At 37.1% G+C, this 26,700-nt stretch carries 15 protein-coding genes and 1 tRNA gene; 9 read left to right on the forward strand and 7 right to left on the reverse strand.

The annotated features are described in order from the left end of the window. Positions 1 to 94: 94 nt before the first annotated feature. The 5 genes from QZL88_RS09090 to QZL88_RS09110 all read right to left on the reverse strand — a co-directional run bounded on the left by QZL88_RS09090 (position 95) and on the right by QZL88_RS09110 (position 7,565). Positions 95 to 898, reverse strand: coding sequence for a phospholipase A (locus QZL88_RS09090; RefSeq protein WP_296940307.1), 804 nt, complete (start codon positions 896 to 898; stop codon positions 95 to 97). A gap of 88 nt (positions 899 to 986) precedes the next feature. After that, positions 987 to 4,094 (reverse strand): efflux RND transporter permease subunit, encoded by a 3,108-nt coding sequence (locus tag QZL88_RS09095; RefSeq protein ID WP_296940309.1) that lies wholly within the window; start codon positions 4,092 to 4,094, stop codon positions 987 to 989. Between the two features lie 17 nt (positions 4,095 to 4,111). Next, positions 4,112 to 5,095, reverse strand: a complete 984-nt coding sequence (locus tag QZL88_RS09100) for a hypothetical protein (protein WP_296940311.1) — start codon at positions 5,093 to 5,095, stop codon at positions 4,112 to 4,114. Positions 5,096 to 5,148: 53 nt separating this feature from the next. Then, on the reverse strand, positions 5,149 to 6,213 hold the full coding sequence (locus QZL88_RS09105) for an efflux RND transporter periplasmic adaptor subunit (protein ID WP_296940313.1): 1,065 nt from the start codon (positions 6,211 to 6,213) through the stop codon (positions 5,149 to 5,151). Further along, positions 6,210 to 7,565: a TolC family protein gene (locus QZL88_RS09110; protein ID WP_296940315.1), complete on the reverse strand. Its 1,356-nt coding sequence runs from the start codon at positions 7,563 to 7,565 to the stop codon at positions 6,210 to 6,212. The genes QZL88_RS09105 and QZL88_RS09110 overlap by 4 nt, the downstream gene beginning before the upstream one ends. A 368-nt stretch (positions 7,566 to 7,933) precedes the next feature. Between QZL88_RS09110 and QZL88_RS09115 the strand changes: the two genes are divergently transcribed. Together QZL88_RS09115 and QZL88_RS09120 are read left to right on the forward strand one after the other, a co-directional pair. Next, a complete protein-coding gene (locus tag QZL88_RS09115) occupies positions 7,934 to 8,962 on the forward strand; it encodes a sensor histidine kinase (RefSeq protein WP_296940317.1) in 1,029 nt (342 codons plus the stop codon). Between the two features lie 2 nt (positions 8,963 to 8,964). Further along, the gene (locus QZL88_RS09120; RefSeq protein ID WP_296940319.1) at positions 8,965 to 9,687 is read left to right on the forward strand and encodes a LytTR family DNA-binding domain-containing protein; all 723 of its coding nucleotides are present in this window, start codon (positions 8,965 to 8,967) and stop codon (positions 9,685 to 9,687) included. Between the two features lie 217 nt (positions 9,688 to 9,904). Here the strand turns inward: QZL88_RS09120 and QZL88_RS09125 are convergent, their stop codons facing one another. Together QZL88_RS09125 and QZL88_RS09130 are read right to left on the reverse strand one after the other, a co-directional pair. Beyond that, a complete protein-coding gene (locus QZL88_RS09125) occupies positions 9,905 to 11,122 on the reverse strand; it encodes a site-specific integrase (protein ID WP_296940320.1) in 1,218 nt (405 codons plus the stop codon). 239 nt (positions 11,123 to 11,361) lie between these two features. After that, positions 11,362 to 11,434, reverse strand: a tRNA-Lys gene (locus QZL88_RS09130). 398 nt (positions 11,435 to 11,832) lie between these two features. Here QZL88_RS09130 and QZL88_RS09135 point away from each other — a divergent pair. The 7 genes from QZL88_RS09135 to QZL88_RS09165 all read left to right on the forward strand — a co-directional run bounded on the left by QZL88_RS09135 (position 11,833) and on the right by QZL88_RS09165 (position 26,256). Then, complete coding sequence (locus QZL88_RS09135) at positions 11,833 to 13,500, forward strand: DUF6377 domain-containing protein (protein WP_296940321.1); 1,668 nt, start codon at positions 11,833 to 11,835, stop codon at positions 13,498 to 13,500. Positions 13,501 to 13,720: 220 nt separating this feature from the next. After that, positions 13,721 to 16,747: a TonB-dependent receptor gene (locus tag QZL88_RS09140; RefSeq protein WP_296940322.1), complete on the forward strand. Its 3,027-nt coding sequence runs from the start codon at positions 13,721 to 13,723 to the stop codon at positions 16,745 to 16,747. 33 nt (positions 16,748 to 16,780) lie between these two features. After that, complete coding sequence (locus tag QZL88_RS09145) at positions 16,781 to 18,268, forward strand: RagB/SusD family nutrient uptake outer membrane protein (RefSeq protein WP_296940324.1); 1,488 nt, start codon at positions 16,781 to 16,783, stop codon at positions 18,266 to 18,268. A 19-nt stretch (positions 18,269 to 18,287) separates the two neighbouring features. Continuing rightward, a complete protein-coding gene (locus tag QZL88_RS09150) occupies positions 18,288 to 19,724 on the forward strand; it encodes a SusF/SusE family outer membrane protein (protein ID WP_296940326.1) in 1,437 nt (478 codons plus the stop codon). Positions 19,725 to 19,777: 53 nt separating this feature from the next. After that, on the forward strand, positions 19,778 to 21,535 hold the full coding sequence (locus QZL88_RS09155) for a glycoside hydrolase family 66 protein (RefSeq protein WP_296940328.1): 1,758 nt from the start codon (positions 19,778 to 19,780) through the stop codon (positions 21,533 to 21,535). Positions 21,536 to 21,560: 25 nt separating this feature from the next. Continuing rightward, positions 21,561 to 24,044, forward strand: coding sequence for a TIM-barrel domain-containing protein (locus QZL88_RS09160; RefSeq protein ID WP_296940331.1), 2,484 nt, complete (start codon positions 21,561 to 21,563; stop codon positions 24,042 to 24,044). A 10-nt stretch (positions 24,045 to 24,054) separates the two neighbouring features. Beyond that, positions 24,055 to 26,256, forward strand: a complete 2,202-nt coding sequence (locus QZL88_RS09165) for a glycoside hydrolase family 97 protein (RefSeq protein WP_296940332.1) — start codon at positions 24,055 to 24,057, stop codon at positions 26,254 to 26,256. The last annotated feature ends 444 nt before the right edge of the window (positions 26,257 to 26,700 follow it).

Below are 26,700 nucleotides of genomic sequence, written 5' to 3' on the forward strand. Positions count from 1 at the left end.
ATCTTTTTTCTGGTTTCTCAACATCGAGACTCTTCTGCATAGCATGGCTCAATAGTTCAAGCAATAAGTAATACATATATTTTTATTTTATTCTTTAATAAATACTATAAAAGTCAGGTTTGAGGCAGATGCCAATTCTTAAATAGTTAGAATATTTATCATACTCTAAGAGCTTTTCTGAATATCCGTTATAAAATTGAACGAATGTATATTGGTATGATTTTTTAGTTATTCTATACGCTATCCCTAAAGCAAGATTTCCATTCCCGATGCCTTTTCGTGGTGTTATATCCAAAGATAACCACCAGCGTTTTGACGAGTTAATTACATTAACTGAAAATATCCCATATCCTTTATAATCAATCAAATTTTTGTTGTTCTCACCGTCAACATATGGTATCCATGCTTCTGCACGGAGACTTATCCAAGAATTAAGGAAATACTTCCCTGTAAGGCTTAAGAAGTTCCAACTACGGGACTCATCTCCAGTTCTTCCATTTGATTCATGTTGAAGTTGGAGAAAAGCAGCACCCGTTAGTTTATTCCCATGAATAATGTATTTTCCTAAACCTATTCCCGGATTGTAATTATTGTCTTTAAACGGGCTTGATTCTTCGTATATCTGCCAAAATGATTTTTGAGTATATGTTAAATAAGCAAATGTATTAAAAGGTAAAACTGTTTTAGTAAGACGCTGTCTGATACTGACTTGAAAAAGAGCATCGGCAGAACTATTTGTTATTTTTCGGTTCAAGGGTATACCTGTTATAAAGAAATTATCTCTGTATGCAGCAAATGCTGGGCTACGATCCTCGATCTCAATTGATTCATCAACTGTTAGTTCAATATGATTGGGAGAAAGTAGCTCCTTCACAGAACTAGGAGCTTCTTTTCTCATCAAACTATCTAGTGTAACCTGTGCATCTAAAGAATAGATTGTTATGCAATAAAGAGAGAATAAGACTAATATTTTATATGCTTGCATCTTATTCTGCTATAAATATTTCGTTCTTATTTTTATCTGTATTAAATTTAGTTAGAGACCTATCAATCAAATAATATACTAACGGTACAACTACTAATGTCAAGAACATAGAGCTTATTAACCCTCCAATAATAACCCAGGCAAGTCCATTTTTCCATTCAGCTGCAGCTCCTGAGGCTAATGCGACAGGGAGCATTCCTACAGCCATTGCTAATGTTGTCATAATTATAGGTCGAAATCGTTGTTTCGTGGACTCCAATAAAGCTTCTTTTAAAGGGGTTCCTTTAGCTTTCAGATGATTAGTAAAGTCAACTAACAGAATAGCATTTTTAGCCACAAGCCCGATAAGTACAATTATCCCTAGAATAGTGAAAATATTAAGTGTTTCCATTGTGAAAGCCAAAGCCCAGAGTGCACCTATCATAGCTAAAGGTAAAGAACCGAGAACCACCAATGGGTAAACAAAACTGTTATAAAGTAAAACCAGGATAAAGTATACAAGGAAGATAGATACAATTAAAGCAATACCTAATGAACTAAAACTATCGCCCTGTGTTTCAAGTTCTCCTCCAGGTATTATATTGATCTGATCAGATAAGTCCAAACTCTCCACAGCCTTATTTATATCAGTTCCAATATCTCCAATAGGTCTGCCTCCAGTTTGTGAAGTAATGCGTATACATGGGGTTCTATTTCTTCTCTCTAAAAGAGTTGGACCTTCTGTCTCTTCAATCTTAGCAAACTGCTTTAATAAAACAAGTTGACCGAAATCGTTTAGCAATGAGAGATTCTCTACATTCCGGATATCTTCTCTATCAACCCTATCAAGTCGGATATTAATATCATATTCTTTGTCGTTTCTTAATAATTTAGAATCTGTGTTACCACTGAAAGCAAGGTTTAAAGTTCTCCCCAAATTGTCGAATGATATGCCTAAGTCTGCCATTTTATCACGATCCGGAATGATACTGATTTGAAGATTCCCTTCTTTAGAAGATATTTGTGGATGAATAAGACCTTCTATACTTTTCATTCTATTCAATAATAAGTTTGCAGCAGTTTGGACTGAATCTATACTTTGTCCTGTAATATAATATTCAATTGGAGATGCATCTATATTTCCCATTATGTCGGTCATTCCCAAGCTGACTATAACATCAGGAAGTGTACCTTGCAGTTCTAATTTTAGTTTTCTTGCTAAATCAATAGATGATATTTTGCGGTCTTTATGAGGAATTAGCTTTATCCGTAACTCAGACAACCTAGGTTGTGTCTGTCCATTTTCTTCAGCACCTACCGTTGTAAAAACATTTTCTACAACATTATTGCTTCTTACAATGCTTTCAGCTTTAAGGGTTATCTGATTAGTTTGTTCAATCGTTACCCCACGAGGTAATTCCAATTTAATAGCAAATTGTCCTTGATCTCCTTGAGGTGCAAAATCACTACCAATAAACCCTAGAACTAAAAGAGACAGGGAACCAAAAAATAATATAACAACGCTTCCCAAAACAATTATTTTATGAGAAAATGACCATGCGAGTATCTTACTAAACCAAGTAGCTATATGTGTTATCACTTCTTCAAATGATGATTGGAACTTTCCGAAAAAAGAATTCTTTCGGATACTTTCATGTTTACCAAAACGGGAATAAAGCAACGGAACAACTGTAAAAGACACCGCTAAACTTCCCAGAACCGAAAATGCAATAGTCAATGCAAATTGGCGGAATACATCTGAAATGATGCCTTCTGTGAAAGAGATCGGTACAAATACAACCATAATTACAAGTGTTATCGACATAACCGTAAACCCGATTTCTTTAACACCATCATAAGCAGCTTGCACTATTGTTTTCCCCTTCTCTAAATGTTTATGAATATTCTCTATCACAACAATTGCATCATCGACTAAAATTCCAATAACCAGCGTTAATCCAAGCAAAGACATAATGTTCAGACTAAATCCTAATAAGGACATTGGAATAAAGGTTATAATGAGAGAAAGAGGTATCGCGATAGCTGCGAATATTGAATTTCTAAAGCTCTGTAAGAATAGGAATACCGTTATTGCCACCAGAATAATAGCTAAAAATAAATCGAACATTACCGAATCGGCACTTTGTATAGTAAATTCGGCATTATCAACTGCGACTACGAAAGAAATATTTTTATTTCTGTATTTAGCTTTTAGTAATTCTAGTTGGGAGGTTATCGCTTTTGATATTTCGACTGTATTGGCATCGGCAGAACGTTGTATTGTAATACCAATGGACGGAATTCCATTGGTTCTATTTATGGTAGTTACTTCTTTATATGTATCTGCAACTTCTGCTATATCTTTTATCTTAACAACTGTTCCGTCTTCAAGCCGCTTAACCACAATATTCTCAATGTCTGAAATTTTCTCAAATTTACCTTCTAATCGAATCTGTAGATGTTTTTCTTCATTGCTAAGTTTCCCTGTGGGAAAGTCCATGTTGGAAGTAATCAAAGTTCTTACAATTTGGTCTACAGATAATTGATATGATTTTATTTTGTCTTCGTTAATATTGACTTGTACTTCTTTTTCCAACCCTCCAATAAGAGAAACTCTTCCCACGCCAGGAATCCTTTCAATTTGTGGTCTAATTTCTCTATCCACAATTTCAAACAGCTCTATTTCTTCAATAGAGGATGTTACACCAATAGTCATAATGGGGATATCGGTTATTTTGAAATCGGTTATCGAAGGATCTTTGACTCCTTCGGGTAGATCGGAACGTATCGCATTTATATTTCTTTGCGCATCTTGAATTATTTTGCTGAGTTTTGCTCCAGGCTTTAACTTAATGGTTACTAAAGAGAAACTCTCCATAGAAGTAGACATGATATTGTCTATTCCTTCCAAAGAAGAAACAGCCTCCTCGATTTTCTTGGTAACAGAATTTTCAACATCTTGCACTCCGGCACCAGGGTATGTTGTACTGACTGATATTGTCTCTGTGGAAATCGCTGGCATTAATTCTTGATTAATATTCATTAAAGAATAAATACCATATAGGACTAAGGCAACACAGCATATAATAACAGCAGTGGGTCTTGTTATTGATATTTTTGCAATCTTCATAATTATTTATATGGTAATTAGAATGGATTGTAGGATACTCCAAAAGTAAAATAGCCTGATGCTTTACGATTTAATTCAAATATATAATCGTTAGACAATTTGCTCTTTTCGACTAATCGATCTTGAAAGAAATTAGACATTCCTCCTTTTAGAGTAAATACCAAATCTTTTACAGCATATTCATATGTAATTCCCGTTTTTAGCTCCATTTGCCTAAAATCATACATAGAGCCTGAGCCAAAAGCTGTATTTGAAACATAAAAATTATCTCCGTCGAGTTCACTACCTATTGATATTCGACCATTTTTAAGTAGACTTCTTTTAAAAAGTAGCCTTTGTGGTAATATCAAGTCCATAGTCCATGCACTATTTCGGAACTGATGCTCAATAGCAAAAATAGGAGCTGCGGGTATAGGAGCTGCAGGATCAATAAATACAATAGCACCTAAACTAATCCTAGTACGATCTGTCTTTTTTAATACAAATGTACCACCTACAATCCCCTTTAAAAGTCCACGACCTTTATCGCTTGCATCGTAACCTAAACTTCCATTTATTATAAATGGCTTATTAAACAATTTTGAAAAATAAGTATAGCTCAAAGTCCCGGAAAAATAATGGAAATCATCTTTGTAGTCATGCAATGGGATATCAGGATTTATTCTATTTTCCAGTTTTTTAAATTGGAGCGAATTATATTTATATCTCAATGTTCCAGTAACAGTCCATTTAGGCTTCTTTATAATTGGTATATTTGTTGTTAATCGCAATTTTGTGTAATTAGCCACTTCTCCACTTTGATAATCTTGTCCGAAAAGTTCAGAATCAAAATTGGCAGGAAGATACTGATCTACCTGAAGATCAAATGTTCTTGTCACGGAGAATTTATCATTGATGTTTTTCTGGATTTGAGTCTTATTTTCATCACTTTCTTGTGCATTTAATGCAGAGCATAGAAAAGATAAAATAAGAATAGCGGGAAAAAATTTAGTTCCTATCATAAAAATAAGTTTAATGTATTATTATCAATTGAATATCTATTTGGGAGATCCCCTTAGTCTTGTTTATTTAATATGGAGACAGGTACACCATCAGTTAGATTTATTTGCCCACTATTAACGACAACATCATCAATAGATATTCCTGATTTAATCTCGATTTCTCTATCATTATAAAAGCCAGATTGCACACTTCTTTTATATGCTTTTCCATTCTTAACAATAAAGAGATAGGGTCTTTTCAGTCCACCAACAATGGCTTTTCGACTTATAATAATTTGTTGGGTTTCCTTTTCTAAGGGCTGAATGTTTACATTAGCATACATTCCCGGCTTTAAGGATTCATCGATACCTTCTAGTTTAATATCAATAGTGTAGAAATGTAAGTTATTTGCTTTAGGTGCAATAATATCCACAATACCAGAAAAGGATTCATTCTCTAAAGATGGTACCTGAATTTTAACTTTCCGGTTCTTACTAATTTTGAGGACATCTTCTTCAGTTGCATTTACTTGTAATTTCAATTCCGATCCTGAGATGATATGAGCAACTTCTCCTCCAGTTGTTACTAATTGTCCTTCTTCTACAAAAGTCTTAGATATAATACCTGAGCTAGGTGCGACTATAGTTGTATTTTCAATTTGATCTTTTAAGTTTGTAATATGTTCCTCCATCTCACGCAAAGACATCTGGCTACTTTCCAATTCTTGTTGGGATACCGCTCCTTGTGTTTGTAAAGATTGATAGCGCTGTATATCCTTTAAAAATTTAGCATAATCAGCTTGAGCGATAGTCAAACTCTTTTTCAAAACAGTATTTTCAATTTGTATAATTGCATCACCCTTTTGAACTCTGTCACCTGTCTTTTTGTATTTATGTATGCATATGCCTTCTGCTTTTGAAAGGATAAAGACCTCCTTATCCGGAATAATAGTTCCGTTGAGCATAATATCATTATTTAGCCTTGAAAACCGGGGGCTTTCGGTGATAACGGGTATAGTCGTATTAACAATCATTGATTGTTCTAATTTATCCTCCATCATTTTTTTATTAGTAGATAATATCCAAATTACCAACCCTATAAAGAAAATCGATACTGGGATTATAATTCTCATTTTCATTTTATTACAGCTTTAATATTATTTCTTAATCTTCCTTGCGATTTTAACAAATCAATGTGTGATTTTTTATAGTTGATCAGTTCTTTGATGTACGATATCTTTGAGTTGAATAATGTGGATTCTGTATTAAATACATCCGTGATGTCAATTAAACCTTCTTGATATAGTAGATTAGTTTTGTTATAATTATCTTCTGCAAGTAGGAGATTGTTTTTTTGCTCATTAATGGATTCATAGGATGTTTGCAGTTGATTAATAGCATTGCGTTGGTTAGCATCTAATTCCAGTTGTTTCTCCCTGATTTGAAAATCGATATTTTGCTGCTGGAAACGTAATTGTTTTATTTTATTCCGTTTTGCGAAGCCATCAAAAATTGGGAAACGAAGCCTCAATCCAACAACTACAGAACTGGCCCAAGGATCTTTTGTTATTTGAAATTTATCTGATTGAAACTGATATCCCCCAGCGATCAATCCAGACAATACCGGCAAATATTTCCGTTTTTCTTGCTTAATCTGTATTCCTATAATGTCTTTTTGCTTTTCTAGTATATCGAGTCCGATATAGTTATAGCCTGTTACTGAAGGAAAAATATCAGCTATTTCAATCAATTCTGAAGAAGTATAATTAATTTCAAATAAATCTTCTATAGGCATTCCGATCAGAGTCTTTAGATAATTTTTCTGCTGAAAGATCACATTAATCAATTCCTTTTTTCTAAGTTTTAGATTATTAATATTCACCTGAATCCGATTCAAATCTATTGGTCTGGAAGCCCCTTCACTGACTTTTTGACGGATTATTTGAAATAGCTCTTCTTGCTTTAGTGATATTGTATCTACGACTCGTAATTCTTCTTCGGAACTCATTACTTCATAGAATACATGGCTTACATTATAAATAACTTCTTCTTCGGTAAGAGATTTTCGAAGTCGCTGCAGTTCTACGTTGCTTCTCGCTATCTTTATTCCCTGAAATAAACTAGGATCATAAATAACTTGCTCTAGTCTAGCTGAAAGATCCAAAACATTTTTAGTACCTGCCTGTACTGAAATCTTTTCCCCGGGCTGTCCGATAATTTCCCCTGGAAGTATCGTCGATGGTATCTCGATGTATCTATCATACTGGCTATTTATTGAAACCTGAGGTAACAGTTGTGATTGCTGCTCTTTTCTTTTATATTCAGATTCACCAATTTCAGAATTGTGTTGCTGAATTACATTATTTCCTTTTAAAGCATAATCAATGCATTTTTCTAATCTATATCCTCCAAGAGATTCTTGAGCGTTGATCCTTGTGACGAATAATAACAAGAAAAATAAAGGATAAATTTTCTTAAGCTGATATTTCATTTTATACACCTTTTTTTTAGTTTGGTGTAAAACTATTCAGCAAGGTCTAACGAATAAAATAAAATCAATGAATGCAGAATAAATCAGTATAAACACAATTAAATCACTAAATAGCAATTAATAATCGCTTTATAAGGTAAATTAAACCGTTTGTGCTGTCAATTACCATTTTGGTAGAATACATTGAATAATAGAGCTAATATTTAATACTTTTGATTTAGATTATCCATTTAGTATAGAGTTTACTAAGTAAAATACAAGCAGATAAAAGGGTTACACATATATAAGTCTATATTTAGAACTAAAATGTAATCTCTCCTTAAATATTTCGTTTGATAATATATATACCACCAACAGATCAGACACGTATGAATTTCAAAACAATAATAACAACTCTTTATTCCAGACGAGCTACAGTTATATTGATTATGCTTATCCTATTTATATTCGTAAAGAATACCATAGAGCATAATGTCTTACAGTCATTCGTTTTGGTGCTTTTTTTGCTTATTCCTTCACTTCTCACTTATCTGTTAACTCATTATCTATTGATTCCAAAATTTATAGAACAACAACGAAGTGAAGGATATTTGCTTTATATTGTCGCATCTTGTTTCATGATATGTGGTATTGTGTATGTATGTGCAAGTATAGAGTCTTTATTGAGCGAAATTATCAATTCACTAGTTATGGAGCGTTATATCGGCGACATCAGACTGAAATATTTAGCTCTTGTAATGCTTACATATGCTATTAGTACTATAATATACTTTGTAAAGAAATTCAAGAAAGAGAACGAACACAAGGAAGAAGTGTTAGCAAGAAATAAAAATATGGAAATGGAGATGTTGAAAACCCAAATAAATTCTCATTTCTTATTCAATGCCCTCAATAATATTTATTCCATGACCTATTTCGACAACCAAAATGCTTCTAAATATATCATGAAGTTGTCTCAGATGTTACGTTATGTATTAGAAGATTGTGAAACAAATCAAGTACCAATATCTAGCGAAATCAAGTACATAGAAAACTACATTGATTTCCAGAAAGCTCGTTTTGAGACAGATCGGGACATTGTCTTTAATTATCGGAATGAAATAGGAGATGTATTGGTGTCACCGATGATTTTTCAACCCATTATCGAAAATTGTTTTAAGCATTGCCCGTTACAACATCAGAATAGTTATATCCACATTAATATAATAGTAGAGAAAAATCAGATTAAATTTACGTCTGAAAATACTCAAACATTGATGGAGGTACCAGTTAAGAGGAGTAGTATAGGCATAGAAAATATGAAAAGCCGGCTAAATATTCTCTATAAAAATCATTACATACTGAATATTGAAGATGGGAATGATATTTATAAAACGGAATTGATTATCAATATCTAATTATGGAAAATATGATGAAGGTTTTAATTATTGATGACGAGTTTCATGCTAGAAAACTCTTAAAAGACTACGTCGCTAGAGTCCCATTTCTGACTTTAATAAAGACTTGTGAAAATATATTCGAGGCTATCGAAATAATGCAAAAAGAGAATATAGACCTTTTAATCTTAGATATTCAGATGCCTGATATGACTGGAATAGAATTTGCTCGTAGCCTTAATAAAAAACCAATTATCATTTTCTCAACTGCATATTCTGAATACGCGGTTGAAAGCTTTGAACTTGATGTGGCTGATTATTTATTGAAACCTGTCGAATTTCCACGCTTTCTTCAAGCTATGTATAAAGCAAAAGGTAGATATGACGGAACTTCGCAGAGTACTGTTAACCCTATAAAACTAGCAGTTGTAGATAGCGATGATTTTATTATAGTAAAAGACGGAGCTAAAATATATAAAATCGAATATACTGATTTATTATATGTTGAAGGACAACGTGAATATGTTACTTTCCATACTATACAGAAAAGAATAACAGCTTTATATGTAATGAAAAATCTCGAAGACATCTTACCTTCTGAACGCTTTGTCAGAATTCATAAATCATATATTGTAGCCGTCAAAGCTATAGAAATGATAGAAGGAAATATGCTTAAAATAGGAGGAAAAACAATTCCAATTGGAAGTAGTTATAAGAAAGCCTTATTTGATCGATTAGGCAAATAAGGCTTTATCTATTTTATTCTATCAATTTACAATATTGAATATTATTTTTTCTTTACAACTGATAAACACCCCAATTAAAAAGAGAATAATAAAAGCAAGGTTTTGATAAATAATACTCTTTCGTAGAAAGGAAGATTATTTATTCAAACTCGGAGAGCTAGACCTTGATTAAATTATTCTCTTATAATACATTTGTGTTCAGATGAAAGAAAAGAAACTACAATGAAAATTTCTTATCTACTTCTTGAATGTCTCTCATAATAGAACTATCCAAAACTTTGGCATAATGTTGGGTCGTACGGACATTTGAATGCCCGAGTATTTTAGCTACATTTTCCAGCGATACTTTATTCGCTAAAAATACAATCGTTGCCGCTGTATGTCGGGCTACGTGCGTACTGAGCTTCTTGGTAATACCACACGAATCAGCAATTTCCTTCAAATAAGAATTCATGCGTTGATTCGTAGGCACAGGAAACAATACGTTTTTCTCGAGACAGTCTGGATGGGTCGCATATTTGTCTATAAGCATCTTTGCAGCTGTTATTAAAGGAATATTACACATATTATTCGTTTTCTGTCTGTTCTTGCGAATCCATAATGAGCCGTTGTTGTCTTTTACCAAATGTTCAGACTTTAATTGTTCAATATCCGAAAATGCCAATCCGGTAAAACATTGGAAGAGAAAAATATCTTTAACTGTACTTAGTCTTTCAATAGAGAAGTTCTTTTGAATAATAGAATTCAATTCTTCTTGTGTTAGGAACTCGATATTTGTTTCCTCGAACTTGAATCGGTAAGTCATAAAAGGGTCTTTCTGAATCCAGTCATTAGAATAAGCGATACGCATAATTTTCTTTACTTGCTTCAATCGGGTGATAGCCGTATTTTGAGCACAATTCTTCTCAGTCTTTAAAAAGGTATCAAATTTCTGAATGAAGGGTAGATCAATATCCTTTAGATTGATATCGGACTTCTTATATTCTTTCTTTAAGAACTCCTTCAGATATCTTACTGTACCCTCAAAACGGATTATAGTCTTTTGAGCATAGCCTTTACCTTGTAATTGCTTGATCTCTTTATTATGTTCTTCAAAAACGTCAATAAGAGTTTTGTACTTTTCTTCTACACCACAAAAGCGGTTACAAATTTCTTTTGCTGATATTTCGAGGTTGTCGGCTTCTAGTTGTCTGTGGATATTCTGAATTTTAGCCCTGACCGTATCAATATACATATTGATCTCAGTTGATAGTTTGTCTTTGGTTTTAAGCTTTCCTTTGGTCTGATCCCAATTCTCTACTAATGCACTTCTTCGGACAAACATTTCACAGAACCGCTTATCCACAGTGATTCTCATGGCGATAGGGGCTTCTCCGTTTGCTTTGATTTTATTCTTTTTTAGAAAGAATAAAACATGAAAGGATTTTTGTTTCATTTTACTACTTTTTTGTGGTTAAAATTACGTTTAAACCATCAAGTAGCTATGAGGTAAGTTGCTGACAAATAGTGACTAATACTCAAAATCGTGGACCATTTTTCGCACGCTTGCTTGTCCACGATTTAGGCATGTATATACTGTCGTAAATTGCCCTTTTTTGCCTATTTGGACAAAAGAAAAAACCTTGACTTTCTACTGAAAATCAAGGTTTTACTTCTTTTTGCATCATTTGCTAGTGATCCCGCTGGGGCTCGAACCCAGGACCCCATCATTAAAAGTGATGTGCTCTACCTGCTGAGCTACGGAATCTCCCTGTTGCTTTATCAAAGCGAGTGCAAAGGTAATAGAAAATATTTATTATCCAAATTTATAATTCTAAAAAATGGCTGTAATAAAAACATCCGTTACTCCCATCTCTCCCAAAAACAACCATAAGATAATTATATACAAACACTTACTTGCAGACATCCATATTGGCTAAAAAAATATTTTTTTAAAATTTATTTTGTTCCTAACCGTAATTTAAAGCCAAATTGAAGACACTGAAGCCGTTCATAATACCTCGGCCAAAAGAATCTGAGTTAGCCTAGCATCAGAGAAATAATACCCGATCTATCGGATGGGAGATAAAAAACTCACAAATCAATAATTCTCTCTACTATACAAAGATATATTTTACTAACTTTGCTTAAAGTCATATGCTATCGATGAAAAGAATACTTTCCCTCGTTATACTATTATTTTGTATTAGTGCTGTTTTTCCAAAAATATCACAGGATACAATACTTATTTCCCTGTATAAATTAGTAGAGCATAAAGAGCTTTACATGACAGAGAAGGAAGAGGAAATATCTGAGATAAAGAAAATGCTCAAAACTCCCAACATTACACCGGAGCAGCGATATGATATTAATCTTAAACTCTATAATGAATACAAAACTTACATATCAGATTCTGCAATTTATTATGCCAGAGAAAATACTGTGATAGCAGAAAAGCTAAATAATCCAGCTTGGGCATACGAATCTCAATTGGATTTAGTATCACTATATATCGTTGCGGGAATGTACATAGAAGCAATCGATATTCTTAAATCAATAAATAACAAGAATCTTTCCGACTGGCTATTGATAAAATATTATGATTGCTATAAACAATTATATAACTACTATTCAAATAATAACCCTTATACCCGCATATATATAGAAAAAAGCAAATTATATAGGGATTCTTTGCTCAATGTTCTGGATGAAAAGTCCAATCACTATAAAATAGTATATGCTGAAAAACTATACGACGAGAATAAGTTGCTAGAAGCCAGACAGATATTACAGGATATTTTAAACCAGACGGAATCCGACACTCATGAAAAGGCTGTGCTTGCATATGCGCTTGCAAACATTTACAAAAAAGAGGGAAGCATCGGTTTACAAAAACACTATTATGCTATATCCGCTATCTGTGATATAAAAAATGCGATCAAAGAGAACGCATCTATGCAGGCTTTGGCTTCCGCCTTATACGAAACAGGGGAAGTAGAAAGAGCTTATGATTGCATAAAATCCTCAATGGAAGATGCAATGTTCTGCAATGCACGATTGAGAACATATGAAGTATCTCAGATATTCCCGATTATAGACTCTGCCTATCAGGAGAATGTAAACAAACAAAAGTCGGAACTGCAATTATTCCTCATTCTTGTCAGTATATTATCCATATTTCTGATTATAGCAATAATATATGTGTACAGGCAAATGAAGAGAGTTGCCCGTATACGCAAGGAACTCTATCACACTAACGTAAAACTGAACGTGCTCAACGCCGATCTACAATCTACTGTTAACCAGCTAAATAGCGTCAACAAAGAGCTCTCTGACGTAAATAATGAACTATCAGAAGCAAATCAAATCAAGGAGGCATATATAGGACATTTCCTTGATTTATGCTCGACATACATCAATAAACTCGAAAAGTATCAAAATACACTCAATAAAAAAGCGGTAGAGAAGAAGCTTGATGAATTATACAAGATATTAAAATCCAGAGAGATGATTGACAATGAACTGAAAGAACTATACGAAAACTTTGACAATATATTTTTACATTTATACCCTAACTTTGTTGAGGAATTTAACTCCCTATTGGTGAGAGACGGACAATTTATATTAAAACCAAACGAACTATTAAACGTAGAACTTCGTATTTTTGCATTAATAAGACTCGGAATAACCGACAGTTCCAAAATTGCAAGCTTTTTACACTATTCTGCAAATACCATTTATAGCTATCGCACCAGAGTTCGGAATAAAGCGGCTGTGCCCCGCGAAGAATTTGAATCCATGGTAATGAAAATAGGCATAATAAAGAAGAACTAAGGCATACCACATCCATATTTTTCAACATCCTCAAAGCATTTAAATATCTATAAATTAAACGTTTAACAGTTTACACTATCTATATTTTATCCATGCGAATTTTATTTACTTAATAACTGCTTATATTTTTGCATGTAAGAGGTTAGGTCCATTTTCAGTCTCCAAAACTGAAGAAACTATGTTAACCATAAACAAGAAAAATTCATAAATCGTATAGACCATGAGAAAAGATCAAAAAAAGAAATGGGCATATGTGAGTAGAATAGGTTTACTTATTCTGACTTTACTTTTTACACTTCACTTATCTGCTCAAAACAAAAAAACAATTACAGGAACAATCCTCGATGAAAAAGGAGAAAGCATTATAGGGGCATCTGTAGCAGTAAAAGGTACCACTAATGGCACTATTACGGATATAGATGGTAAATTCTCTCTCGATGTAAATGAGAATGACATTCTGGCCATAACTTATGTAGGGTTCTTAGCACAGGAAATTCCGGTAACAGGCAAATCCAGCCTGCAAATCACCCTGAAAGAAAATGCGAAGATGCTCGACGAAATAGTTGTAGTAGGTTATGGCGTAATGAGAAAAAGAGACTTAACCGGAGCTGTTTCTTCCATCGATTCAAAATCGATGCAGGATAAACCCGTCGCCAATATTGGAGAAGCCTTGCAGGGACGGGCTTCCGGTGTTCAGATCATAAATTCAGGTGCACCGGGCAGTAATGTTTCTATCCGTATAAGGGGAATAAGTACAATTAATAACAGTGAACCATTATTGGTAATAGACGGTGTCCCGACAGACCTTTCTTTAAACGCTCTCAATATGGACGATGTGCAAACAGTCGACGTATTGAAAGATGCCTCGGCAACAGCTATTTACGGCTCAAGAGGTGCAAATGGGGTCGTTATTATTACAACCAAAAAAGGAAAATCCGGTGATGGTGTTGTATCATTCAGCGCCAATTGGGGTATACAGAATGCAACCAGCATGCCCGATATGCTAAATGCAAGTCAATTTGCGTCTTACCACAATGACATGATCGCAAATTATAGCGGGACGGAAAACCTGATGCAAAGACCCGATTTTGCTGACCCGACAACATTGGGAAAAGGAACAGACTGGATGGACGAATTGTTCCGGACAAGTACGATCCAGAATTACTCCGTATCTTATTCCGGCGGTACAGATAAGAGTAATTATTATGTATCAGCAGGTATTCTGGATCAGGAGGGGATTGTTATTAATACCTCTTATAAGCGGTATACCGTACAATTCAATGGGGAATCGAAAGTAAAACCCTGGCTTAAATTGGGCAATAATGTTACATTAAGCCATGATGCCAAGAAACAGGGAAGCTACAGTATCCGCGATGCGATGGCCGCACAACCTACACAACCGGTTTACAATGAAGACGGAACTTATTCCGGCCCGGGCAATCCAGCATATTGGTACGGAGATATTAAGAATCCGTTAGGGAATGCAAAAGTCAATAGCCAGACTACCAAAGGATATAACTTGCTGGGAAATATTTTTGCCGAAATCAATTTCTTCGATAAAGTTACTTTCAAAACGCTGGGTGGTATAGATTTTAAGTTCTGGGACAAGGAAAACTTTAGCCCTAAATACGATTGGAAACCGATTTCCCAACCTGAATCATACCGCTACGAAGAGTCCAACAAAAGCCTCACTTACCTTTGGGATAATACCCTTACCTATATAGATACCTTCAATGAAAATCACCACCTGAATGTGATGATCGGCTCGAGTGCCCAAAACAATGTATACAACAAAATGAATGCCAGCGTACAAGGTTTTCTGAGCGACAAGAATAATCAGTTATCTAACGGCTTGAATCAACCCACAGTCGGCGGAACGAAAAATGACTGGGCGCTGCTTTCATTTATGGGCCGTGTAAACTATAACTATACTGATAAATATTTGCTGACATTAACCGTCCGTCGCGATGGCTCTTCTCGTTTCTCAAAAGACAATCGTTGGGGAACCTTCCCTTCCGTTGCAGCAGCATGGCGTCTGTCGGAAGAAGCTTTTTATCAGAAGAACAAATGGGTAAACGATATAAAGGTGAGAGCGGGTTACGGAGTTACGGGAAATCAATGGGGTATAAATGAGTACGCCTATTTTACTAAACTAAAAACAGGACAATATGTATTTAACGGAACGCCTGTATCGACACTGTATCCGCTTGTAATGCCAAATCCGGATGTGAAATGGGAGACCGTAAAACAATGGAATGCAGGGATTGACCTTTCACTGATCGACCAGCGTATTAATTTATCATTAGACGGATATATCAAAAACACGACCGATATGCTGGTGCCGATGGCAGTGCCTATCACAACAGGATATTCGGATATCTATGTACCAAGTATTAATGCCGGAAAAGTGCGGAATACAGGATGGGAATTAACCATATCTTCCCGGAATCTGACGGGAGAACTGGAATGGAACACAGATTTGAATGTCTCTTACAATAAAAACAAAGTCATCAGCATGAATGAAGGTGTACCTTTATTTACCGGAGATGATATCAATATGACGAAAGTATTGGTAAATTCCGAAGGCAATCCAATCAATTCATTTTACGGCTATGTAACAAATGGTTTATTCCAGAACTGGGATCAGGTCAACAACGCCTCCATACAAGTTCCGGGAGGAACAGCACCGGGGGACATCCGCTTCAGTGATCTGGACAATAATGGGGTCATAAATGACAATGACCGTACATACATAGGTAATCCGACTCCGGAATGGTCATTCTCGATGAATAACAGTTTTGCTTACAAAAACTTCGATTTGCAAATATTCCTGCAGGGAGTAGCCGGTAATGATATTTACAATGCAAACCGTATCTGGCAGGAAGGAATGGCCGTACCTCAAAATCAAACAGCTAAAGTATTGGACAGATGGACAGGGGAAGGAACCAGCAATTCAGTACCAAGGGCTGTATACAGCGACCCGAATAAGAATGCACGCCATTCCAGCCGGTTTGTTGAAGACGGTTCTTATCTAAGAATTAAAAACCTGACATTAGGATATACATTGCCGCAAGCAATCTCAAAGAAAGCTTATTTACAAACAGTACGCATGTACATGTCATGCCAGAATCTCTATACTTTCACAAAATATTCAGGATTCGATCCGGAAGTCGGAGCTAATGGTATAGACCTCAGCACATATCCACTCACCCGTACGATCAGCTTTGGAGTAAATGTTAAATTCTAAGGTTATAAATTTAATATTAAAGAAAAGAAAATCATGAAAAAAATAATATATACAAGTCTTATTATGTTAGCATCTTTACTGGTTTCCTGTTCGGACTTCCTTGATAAAGAACCTTATGAAGACCCTAGCGCAGAAGTATTGAGCGACAAAGAATCTGCTATCGCTTTAGTAAACGGGGCATATCAACCCCTCCAACGTCCTAAGCTCTATAATATGCGTATCTGGACACTCGATATTATTGCAGGCAACAGTGAAGTAGGTGCAGGAGGCGGTACGGATGGAATAGAGACTGTCGACATAGCTAATTTCGTGACTACTACCGACAATGCTGCAGCTTTGGATATCTGGCGTGGCCCCAATCCCGGTATTTTGTATTGTAACACAGTTTTAGAAAGTGTCCCTTCTATGGATATCGATCAGGCTTTAAAAAACAGATGTATAGGGGAAGCCAAATTCCTGAGAGCACATTATTATTTCATTCTGGTACAACTATTTGGAGATGTACCTCTAACAACAACCACTCCTAAACCGGGCGATAACCTCAAGCCAACCCGTACAGACAAGATGACTATTTACAACGAAGTAATCATTCCTGATCTGAAGGAAGCTATAGAGCTTTTACCTCCACGCGAAGAGTATTCGGGCAGTGACATAGGCCGTGCTTCCAAAGGAGCAGCAGCTGGTATGCTGGCTAAAGTTTACCTTACATTGGGGATGCATGATGAAAGCCTCAAAATGTGCAACATGGTGGAAAGCCTGGGCTATACATTAAATCCGAATTATAGCGATTGTTTCGGCGGCGAAGCCAAGAATAAGAATACATCGGAGTCACTTTTCGAAGTTCAGTATTATGGGCTTACAAAAGCCGATTTCTGGAGTGATGAAAATCAGGCAAACTGGCTCAGCACCTATATGGGGCCACGAAATTCAGGATGGGTAGGGGGAGCCTACGGATGGAACCAGCCTACACAGGAATTTGTAGACCAATATGAGAATGGCGATTTACGAAAAGACAAAACAATCCTGTATGAAGGATGCCCGTCTTTCGATAGTAAGACCTATAAGTCAAATATGTCTAATACAGGCTATAATGTCCGTAAGTTTTTGGTTCCGCTATCAATCTCAGCCGATTATAATACAAACTCAGCAAGTATTATCGTATTGCGCTATGCTGATGTATTACTGATGAAAGCAGAGGCCCTGAACGAATTGGGACAAACATCTGATGCCGAAGAGCCGCTTTATCAGGTAAGAAAAAGAGCTGGATTAACCAACCGTGACGATGTGGAGGGGCTGACTCAGGATCAGATGCGCGATAAAATCAGACAGGAACGCCGTATAGAATTGGCATTCGAGGGACATCGTTGGTTCGACATGATACGTTGGGATAATGGGCAATATGCTCTTGATTTCCTGCATTCCATCGGTAAAATAAATGCTTCACAAAAGCACTTGCTCTTTCCGATTCCACAAAAAGAAATAGACACAAATCCAAATCTGAAACAAAATACAGGATATTAATTTTTAAATACCGACTATCATGAAATTATATAAAATAATATCATTACTTACACTATTATTTCTATTCTGGTCGTGCACCGACGAGGATAATACGGAATATAATAAAGGAGACCAGCCATTGGAGATAAGCGCGTCAAAGGAAACTGTAGAACTGGATGCGTTGAATCCTGCATCGGAAGCTATAAAATTCATCTGGACATCGGGAACAAACAACGGAACCGGACTGGCAATAGAATATGTTTTCCAGATGGACAAACAGGATGGTAATTTCGAGAACGGGTTATCCATAGACATGGGACGCAACGTGTATGAGAAATCGTACAAGAATGAGGAACTTAATGATCTGCTTATTGATAAATTCGGCATAACCCCAGCTTCGGAGACAATATTCCAATACAGGATTATTGCCAAAGTGGCTTCTGAAAATATTGAATCTCAGACTTCGCCTGTTCAGACTATAAATATCAAGACTCATAAACCTATTACGAAAACATTGTACCTTATAGGAGATGCGACACCGAATGGATGGAGCGCCGACGATGCTACCGAAATGAAACCGATAACAAACACTCCGAAAGCATTTTCGTGGACAGGTGCGCTTTCTGCCGGAGAATTCAAACTTATAGCAACACAAGGGGAATTCTTACCTTCTTATAATAGAGGAGAAAATGACACTAAACTTGTACTCCGTGAATCAGACTCAGATCCGGACGAAAAGTTTGTAATTACAGAAGGAGGCACTTATACGGTCAAAGTGAACCTGATATCGATGGCTATCAGTATTACAAAAGGAGAAGGCCCTGAATTTAGCGAACTATGGTTTGTAGGTAATCCTTCCGGCTGGAATTTCAATCCGATGACTGTAGATCTGCTCGATCCGTTTGTATTCCATTACAATGACGATCTATCGGTAGGTGGAGAATTCAAAATAGGAACTGCCGCAGGCAACTGGGATGCTGTATTTTTCCGTCCTGCAATAAATGAACAACCGGAAGGGACTAACCTCGATGTAGACAAATGGGCGGGTGATCCTGACAATAAATGGAAAATCACAGGAGGTGTTTACAAGATTAAACTCGACACCCGGGACATGAAGATAGACATTGTGCCATTCACTCCTTTTGCCATGATTTATCTGGTAGGAGATGCTTCGCCTAACGGCTGGAATATTGGCAGTGCGACACCGATGACCGCAACAGGCAATCCATATGTATTCACCTGGACAGGAACATTAAATGCCGGAGAATTGAAATTCACACTGGATAAGCAGGACGACTGGAACGGTGCCTGGTTCATTGCCGGAGAAGCCGATAAAAACCCGACAGGAGATGTAGAGCAAATAATATACAATTATCCGGGAGCAGGTGTAGATTATAAATGGAAAATCACACAAGGAGGCACATATACAATTGAACTAAATCAATTGAAAGAAACTATTATAATCAAAAAACAATAATTAAAATATAAGGAGTGTCTTCTCCGGAGGCACTCCTGCTTAAAAATATTATCATGAAGAAAATATATGTATATCTAATATTCTGCCTGACAATCTCTTTGTGGAGTTGCGAAGATTATTACGATACGGATAATGATCCCGTAGTATATGGTGTGACTTATTTCAAAGCAGATTTACATACGGATAAAGCTTCGTACAAACCGGGTGAGACAGTCCGCTTTTACCTCAAAGAAAAGCCGTCAGGCAATGTAAAAGTAAGGTATTCCCACTTAGGCAAAGTGATTTCGGAAGAAACCCTGTCGTCTGCCACGTGGGACTGGACTGCACCCTCCGACGACTACAAAGGGTATATGGTAGATATATATGAAGTAACCGATAATGCAGAAAAGATACACCAGAGCATTGCTGTCGATGTATCGTCGGACTGGAAGAAGTTCCCTCGCTATGGTTTTCTTTCATCATATGGCAAACTATCCGAAAATGAAATAGAAAATAACATCGAAGCCCTTAACCGTTATCACATCAACGGCATTCAATTCTACGACTGGATGTATGACCACCAACGTCCATTGGCCGGAACGGTCGACAATCCGTCCGCATCATGGGCAGACCTTATAGGCAGAACTAATTATCTGTCCACAGTCAAAGGATATATCAATGCTGCCCACAATAAAGGGATGAAAGCCATGTTTTACAATCTTGCTTTCGGAGCATTGAGCAATGCGGCGGCAGATGGGGTAAAAGAGGAATGGTATCTTTTCAAAGATCAGAATCATACCGAAAAAGACAATCATCACCTCGACGCTCCTTTCCGCAGTAGCATTTATCTGACAAATCCGGGGAATAAGGAATGGCAGGATTATATTGCAGGAAGGCATGGTGATGTCTATAAAGTTTTCGATTTTGACGGCTATCATATCGACCAATTGGGAAACAGGGGAACAGTCTATGACTATACAGGAAATGCTGTTAAGCTCGAGGAGACTTATAAACCTTTTATCTCGGCGATGAAACAAGCCAATCCGGACAAACGACTGGTTATGAATGCAGTTTCTCAATACGGGCAGCAAAAGAGTATTGCAAAATCAGAAGTTGATTTCCTATACACAGAAGTTTGGGACGAATCTAAAACTTTTGACCAATTGGCTCAGGTTATACTCGATAATAATAGTTATAGCGGAAATGAAAAAGCGACTGTTCTGGCGGCATATATGAATTATGCACGATCAAACAATTCCGGCTACATCAATACACCCGGTATATTGCTTACCAACGCTGTGATATTCTCTTTTGGAGGCTCGCATCTCGAATTAGGAGAACACTATCTGTCGAATGAATATTTCCCGAACTCTAATTTGCAGATGAAATCCGGGACAAAGGAATCCCTTACTCATTACTACGATTTCCTTGTTGCATACCAGAATATCTTACGCGACGGAGGCACTTTTTCTCCAATAAACGTACAATCGGCCGCGGGAACCCTTTCATTCGAAAACTGGCCTGCATCGCAAGGCAGTATAGCTGTGGTGGGAAAGAAATTCACAGATAAAGATGTGGTTCATCTGATAAACTTTTCACAGGCTAATTCTATGGAATGGAGGGATACGAACGGCACACAAAAAGAACCGTCGCTAGTCGCCGGTATACAGGTAAAAGTGACCGCATCCAAAGCTGTTTCGAAAGTATGGATTGCCTCTCCCGATATCAATGGAGGAGTTGCGATCAATACTGAATTTTCCCAATCGGACAATGAGGTTTTGCTAACACTCCCTTCGCTTAAATACTGGGATATGCTGGTACTTGAATATTAATTAATAAGGAAAAGGTAAGAAGGTTATGATAAAGAAGGTTTGGTTATTTCTAATAGGTTTGATATTTTCTTCGGCAACACTATTTGCCGGAGAATGTATCTCCTATACTAAAAACGGGAATCAGGTTATTTTCAATTGTAAAGACGGGTCGAAGATGTCTCTGACAATAAACAGCAGCTCTGTCATTAAAGTCTGGTTCGACCAATCGGGGAAATTTCTAAGAAGCAATGAATCATTTGCTGTAATAAATGAAAATCTCGAGGATATCGGAGAAATTAATGTGAATGACGAACCCGCATGTTATGAAATATTTACGTCGAAGCTGCGTATCAGGGTAAATAAAAATCCGATGCAGTTACAGATATTCGATAAATGGCAGAAACTGGTTTTCAGCGATTTTAAAGAGAGAGGGCACGTTGCCGATTCTAAAGCCGTAAAAGCATACAAGGTTTTGCGTAACGATGAGCAATTTTTCGGGCTGGGCGAAAAGACAGGCCCCCTGAACCGCCGCGGACGCTCTTATAAGATGTGGAATAGCGACCGTCCCTGCTACAGTGTCACAGAAGACCCTCTGGCAAAAAGCATTCCATTTTTTATGAGTAGTTACCGTTATGGTATATTTTTGGACAATACATACAAGACTGAGTTCAAATTTGGTACTGAATCAGATGAATACTACTCATTTGAAGCACCGGACGGGGCATTTGTTTATTATTTCATATTCGGAAAAGATTATAAAGATATCCAACAGCAATATATCGACCTGACTGGTAAACCCATCATGCCTCCTAAATGGGCTTTGGGTTTCGCTCAGAGCCGGGGGTTATATACCAAAGAGGCTCAGGCTTTGGACATAGCGGCTGAATTCCGTAAACGTCAGATCCCTTGTGATATAATTTATCAGGATATAGGATGGACACAATATTTACAGGATTTTGAGTGGCGCAAAGGAAACTATACAGACCCAAAGGGGATGCTGAAATCATTGAAAGAACAAGGCTTTAAGATGATCGTCTCGCAAGACCCTGTTATATCACAGGCGAATGAAATACAATGGAAAGAAGCTGATAAATCAGGCTATTTCGTAAAAGATGTCCGTAATGGAAAATCGTATGATATGCCGTGGCCATGGGGAGGAAACTGCGGTGTAGTAGATTTCACTATTCCCGAAGTTGCCGATTGGTGGGGCCAATATCAGCAAAAGCCAATAGATGACGGAATAAGCGGATTCTGGACTGATATGGGTGAGCCTGCATGGAGCAATGAAGAAGACATAGACCGCCTGAATATGAAACATCATATAGGCATGCACGATGAGATACATAATGTATATGGTCTGACATGGGATAAGGTTGTAAAAGAGCAGTTTGACAAACGCAATCCGGATAAACGGATCTTCCAGATGACACGTTCGGCCTATGCCGGTTTACAACGTTACACATTCGGATGGACAAACGATAGCGGTAACGGAAATGATGTACTGGAAGGTTGGGGACAACTTGAGAATCAGGTAGCAGTAGGAATTTCTGCCGGACTGGGGGGAATTCCGTTCTGGACTACAGATATATCAGGTTATTGCGGAGATATTACCGACTATAACGCAATGGGTGAATTATATACGCGTTGGATGCAGTTCGGTATATTCTGCCCGTTGAGCCGCGCTCACCATGAGGGAGACAATGCTGTTGAGCCATGGATGTTCGGCGATGTGGTGGAAAAGAATACTAAAGCGGCTATCGAGCTGAAATACCAGCTATTCCCCTATCTGTACACATATTCACGTATAGCTCACGATACAGGCTTACCGATAACAAGAGGCTTATTTATGGAATATCCGAATGATGCAGAAGCTGTAAAAACAGATAACCAGTTCATCTTTGGAGAAGAAATATTAGTGGCTCCTGTGCTAAAAAAAGGAGAACGGGTAAGACGTGTTTACTTACCTGACGGGGAATGGATCGACTTCAATGATAAAAAGACTATCTATCTGGGTGGGCAAACCGTAGCCTATCGTGCACCGTTGAATACAATCCCTGTATTTGTGAAAAAGGGTTCGATTATCCCGATGATGCCTGTAATGCAGTATATACATGAGAAGAAAGACTACCCCCTGTTTATCCATATTTTCCCTAACTATGAGGATGAAAATGCCAGCTTTGAGCTTTATGAAGATGAGGGTGAAAATCTGGACTATCTGAAAGATATTTATTCAAAGACATATTTTGTATGTACAACATTGAGTGACGGATATACAACTATGATAGAACCAAAAGATAAAGGTTTCCGGCAATCGGAGAGGCGAAATATCGTTCTCAAATACCATTTAGAGGCAAAACCGAATAGCATATCCGCAGATAACAAGGTTATCAGAAATGTAGAAGAAAATATAATCCTGGATAAACAGGATACAGATTTTTCTTCAGTAGAATGGTCGTGGAATGAGACAACGAAAGAATGTTGGGTAAAAGTACCGGATAATAGAAAAACTGTAAATATATCAATCAAATAAAATAATAAGAATGAAGAAAATACTTTTGCTAATAAGCATCTGTTTATTAGGAGGATCGGCTTATGCCCAGGATTTAAAATCTCCTGATGGTAATTTCGTGATGAAATTCCATTTGCAGAATGGAGGGATTCCCTGCTATCAGCTTGACTACAAAGGAAAACAAATCATAAAGCCAAGTAAATTGGGTTTGGAACTAATGGGCAACACAACCAAAGTTGAATTTGGTGCGGAAATGGATATAAAGTCCGGGACTAATGACCCTCAGACCTCGCTTTATGACAATTTCCGTATAGTAGATACAAAAAGCGCCTCTTTCGATGAAACATGGCAGCCTGTGTGGGGAGAAACTAAAGATATCCGGAATCACTATAACGAATTAGCTGTGACATTGAATCAGGAAGGAACAGACCGGCAAATGATCATCCGTTTCCGCTTGTTCGACGATGGTCTGGGATTTCGTTATGAATTTCCTCAACAAAAGAATCTGATCTATTTTGTTATTAAAGAAGAACGTACCCAGTTTGCCATGACGGGCGACCATACAGCTTATTGGATACCGGGCGATTATGATACACAAGAATATGATTATACGACTTCCCGTCTTTCAGAGATCAGAGGCCTAATGAAAAATGCGATTACACCGAATGCTTCACAAACACCGTTTTCTCCGACAGGAGTACAGACTTCCCTGATGATGAAAACCGATGACGGCTTATATATCAACCTGCACGAGGCTGCGCTTATCAACTATGCTTGTATGCACCTTAATCTGGATGATAAAAATTTTGTTTTCGAATCGTGGCTGACACCGGATGCGAATGGATCGAAAGGACATATGCAGGCTCCATGCAGTACACCCTGGCGGACTATTATAGCGAGTGATGATGCACGGGACATTCTGGCATCGAATATGACTCTGAACCTGAACGAACCGTGTAAGATTGAAGATACATCATGGATCAGACCTGTGAAGTATGTTGGCGTTTGGTGGGAAATGATAACCGGAAAAAGTGAATGGTCTTATACTTACGACCTGCCAAGTGTACAACTTGGGATTACAGATTATTCTAAAGTAAAACCTCATGGCCGTCATGGTGCGACAACCGGGAATGTGAAAAAATATATTGATTTTGCCGCAGAGCATGGCTTTGATGCTGTATTGGTCGAAGGATGGAATACCGGTTGGGAAGACTGGTTTGGAAATTCAAAAGATTATGTTTTTGACTTTCTTACTCCTTATCCCGACTTTGACCTTAAAGCGATTCGCGATTATGCAAAAAGTAAGGGAGTGAAAATGATGATGCATCATGAAACTTCCGGCTCTATCCGTAATTATGAACGCCACCTGGATGCAGCATATAAATTCATGAATGATAATGATTACACTTCAGTTAAATCAGGCTATGTAGGAAATATGATACCGCGTGGTGAGTTTCATTACAGCCAATGGCTAAACAACCATTATCAGCATGCCATAGAAAAAGCGGCAGAACATAAGATCATGGTAAATGCCCATGAAGCCACCCGTCCTACCGGAATTAGCCGTACATGGCCCAACCTTATAGGAAACGAGTCTGCACGGGGCACGGAATATCAGGCTTTTGGAGGCAGCAAACCGAACCATGTGACCGTACTTCCGTTTACCCGCCTGATCGGTGGCCCTATGGATTATACTCCGGGTATCTTCGAAATGGATATCGAGAAAATCAATCCAAACAATAAATCACATGTAAACAGTACATTAGCGAATCAATTGGCGCTATATGTAACAATGTACAGCCCTTTGCAAATGGCTGCCGATTTTCCGGAACACTATGAGAAGTTTATGGATGCTTTCCGGTTTATCAAAGATGTAGCTCTTGACTGGGACAACAGCAAATATCTGGAAGCCGAACCGGGAGAATATATAACAGTCGCCCGTAAAGCCAAAGGAAAAGATAACTGGTTTGTAGGGAATGTAGCCGGGGAAAAAGGATTTACATCTAATATCGGCTTTGATTTTCTGGATGCAAATAAACAATACATAGCTACTATATACTCAGATGCAAAGGATGCTCATTATAAAACTAATCCGCAGGCATATGAAATAAGAAAAGTTATCGTAAATAATAAATCCAGATTAAAACAACTTTCAGCTCCGGGCGGGGGATATGCGATCAGTATAATACCGGTTACAGATAAAAATGAAACTAAAGGACTGAAAAAATTATAGGAAACCGTCCTTCATAGATACAGGAAACTCTTTTAATATTCCCCTAATACCGTTTAAATAAATATTTATTTAAACGGTATTAGGGGAATATTTATGACTAAATTTTAGTCTTCATGAAATAATTAATGAAATCAGGGTTATTCTTATTATTCAGAATTAATCTCTTATAAGGCATACCGAAATCTAATCTTTTAGTAAAAAGTTTATCTATATAGTAAGCTGTTAGCTTGTAGTTCTTTGAAGTATTGATCGGACCATCCAACCTCCCCAAGGGGCAGGGCTGCTAAGTTCTAATTTTTTAGACCCTCTGTGTCATGTTGAACGGAGTGAAACATCTCTTTTCTCAGGGTCGGGATCCTTCGTTCCACTCAGGATGACAGTAGAAAATAACAGAACAAAGTAGAGAACTTAGCAGCCCTGCCCCTTGGGGAGGCTACAGAGAGG

This window comes from uncultured Dysgonomonas sp. (assembly GCF_900079725.1).
GTDB lineage: Bacteria > Bacteroidota > Bacteroidia > Bacteroidales > Dysgonomonadaceae > Dysgonomonas.

Bases quoted from the DNA above. Each gene is read 5' to 3' on its own strand.
- QZL88_RS09090 (WP_296940307.1), bottom strand. From the start codon at position 898: ATGAGAAAAGAAGCTCCTAGTTCTGTGAAGGAGCTACTTTCTCCCAAT.
- QZL88_RS09095 (WP_296940309.1), bottom strand. From the start codon at position 4,094: ATGAAGATTGCAAAAATATCAATAACAAGACCCACTGCTGTTATTATA.
- QZL88_RS09100 (WP_296940311.1), bottom strand. From the start codon at position 5,095: ATGATAGGAACTAAATTTTTTCCCGCTATTCTTATTTTATCTTTTCTA.
- QZL88_RS09105 (WP_296940313.1), bottom strand. From the start codon at position 6,213: ATGAAAATGAGAATTATAATCCCAGTATCGATTTTCTTTATAGGGTTG.
- QZL88_RS09110 (WP_296940315.1), bottom strand. From the start codon at position 7,565: ATGAAATATCAGCTTAAGAAAATTTATCCTTTATTTTTCTTGTTATTA.
- QZL88_RS09115 (WP_296940317.1), top strand. From the start codon at position 7,934: ATGAATTTCAAAACAATAATAACAACTCTTTATTCCAGACGAGCTACA.
- QZL88_RS09120 (WP_296940319.1), top strand. From the start codon at position 8,965: ATGGAAAATATGATGAAGGTTTTAATTATTGATGACGAGTTTCATGCT.
- QZL88_RS09125 (WP_296940320.1), bottom strand. From the start codon at position 11,122: ATGAAACAAAAATCCTTTCATGTTTTATTCTTTCTAAAAAAGAATAAA.
- QZL88_RS09135 (WP_296940321.1), top strand. From the start codon at position 11,833: ATGAAAAGAATACTTTCCCTCGTTATACTATTATTTTGTATTAGTGCT.
- QZL88_RS09140 (WP_296940322.1), top strand. From the start codon at position 13,721: ATGAGAAAAGATCAAAAAAAGAAATGGGCATATGTGAGTAGAATAGGT.
- QZL88_RS09145 (WP_296940324.1), top strand. From the start codon at position 16,781: ATGAAAAAAATAATATATACAAGTCTTATTATGTTAGCATCTTTACTG.
- QZL88_RS09150 (WP_296940326.1), top strand. From the start codon at position 18,288: ATGAAATTATATAAAATAATATCATTACTTACACTATTATTTCTATTC.
- QZL88_RS09155 (WP_296940328.1), top strand. From the start codon at position 19,778: ATGAAGAAAATATATGTATATCTAATATTCTGCCTGACAATCTCTTTG.
- QZL88_RS09160 (WP_296940331.1), top strand. From the start codon at position 21,561: ATGATAAAGAAGGTTTGGTTATTTCTAATAGGTTTGATATTTTCTTCG.
- QZL88_RS09165 (WP_296940332.1), top strand. From the start codon at position 24,055: ATGAAGAAAATACTTTTGCTAATAAGCATCTGTTTATTAGGAGGATCG.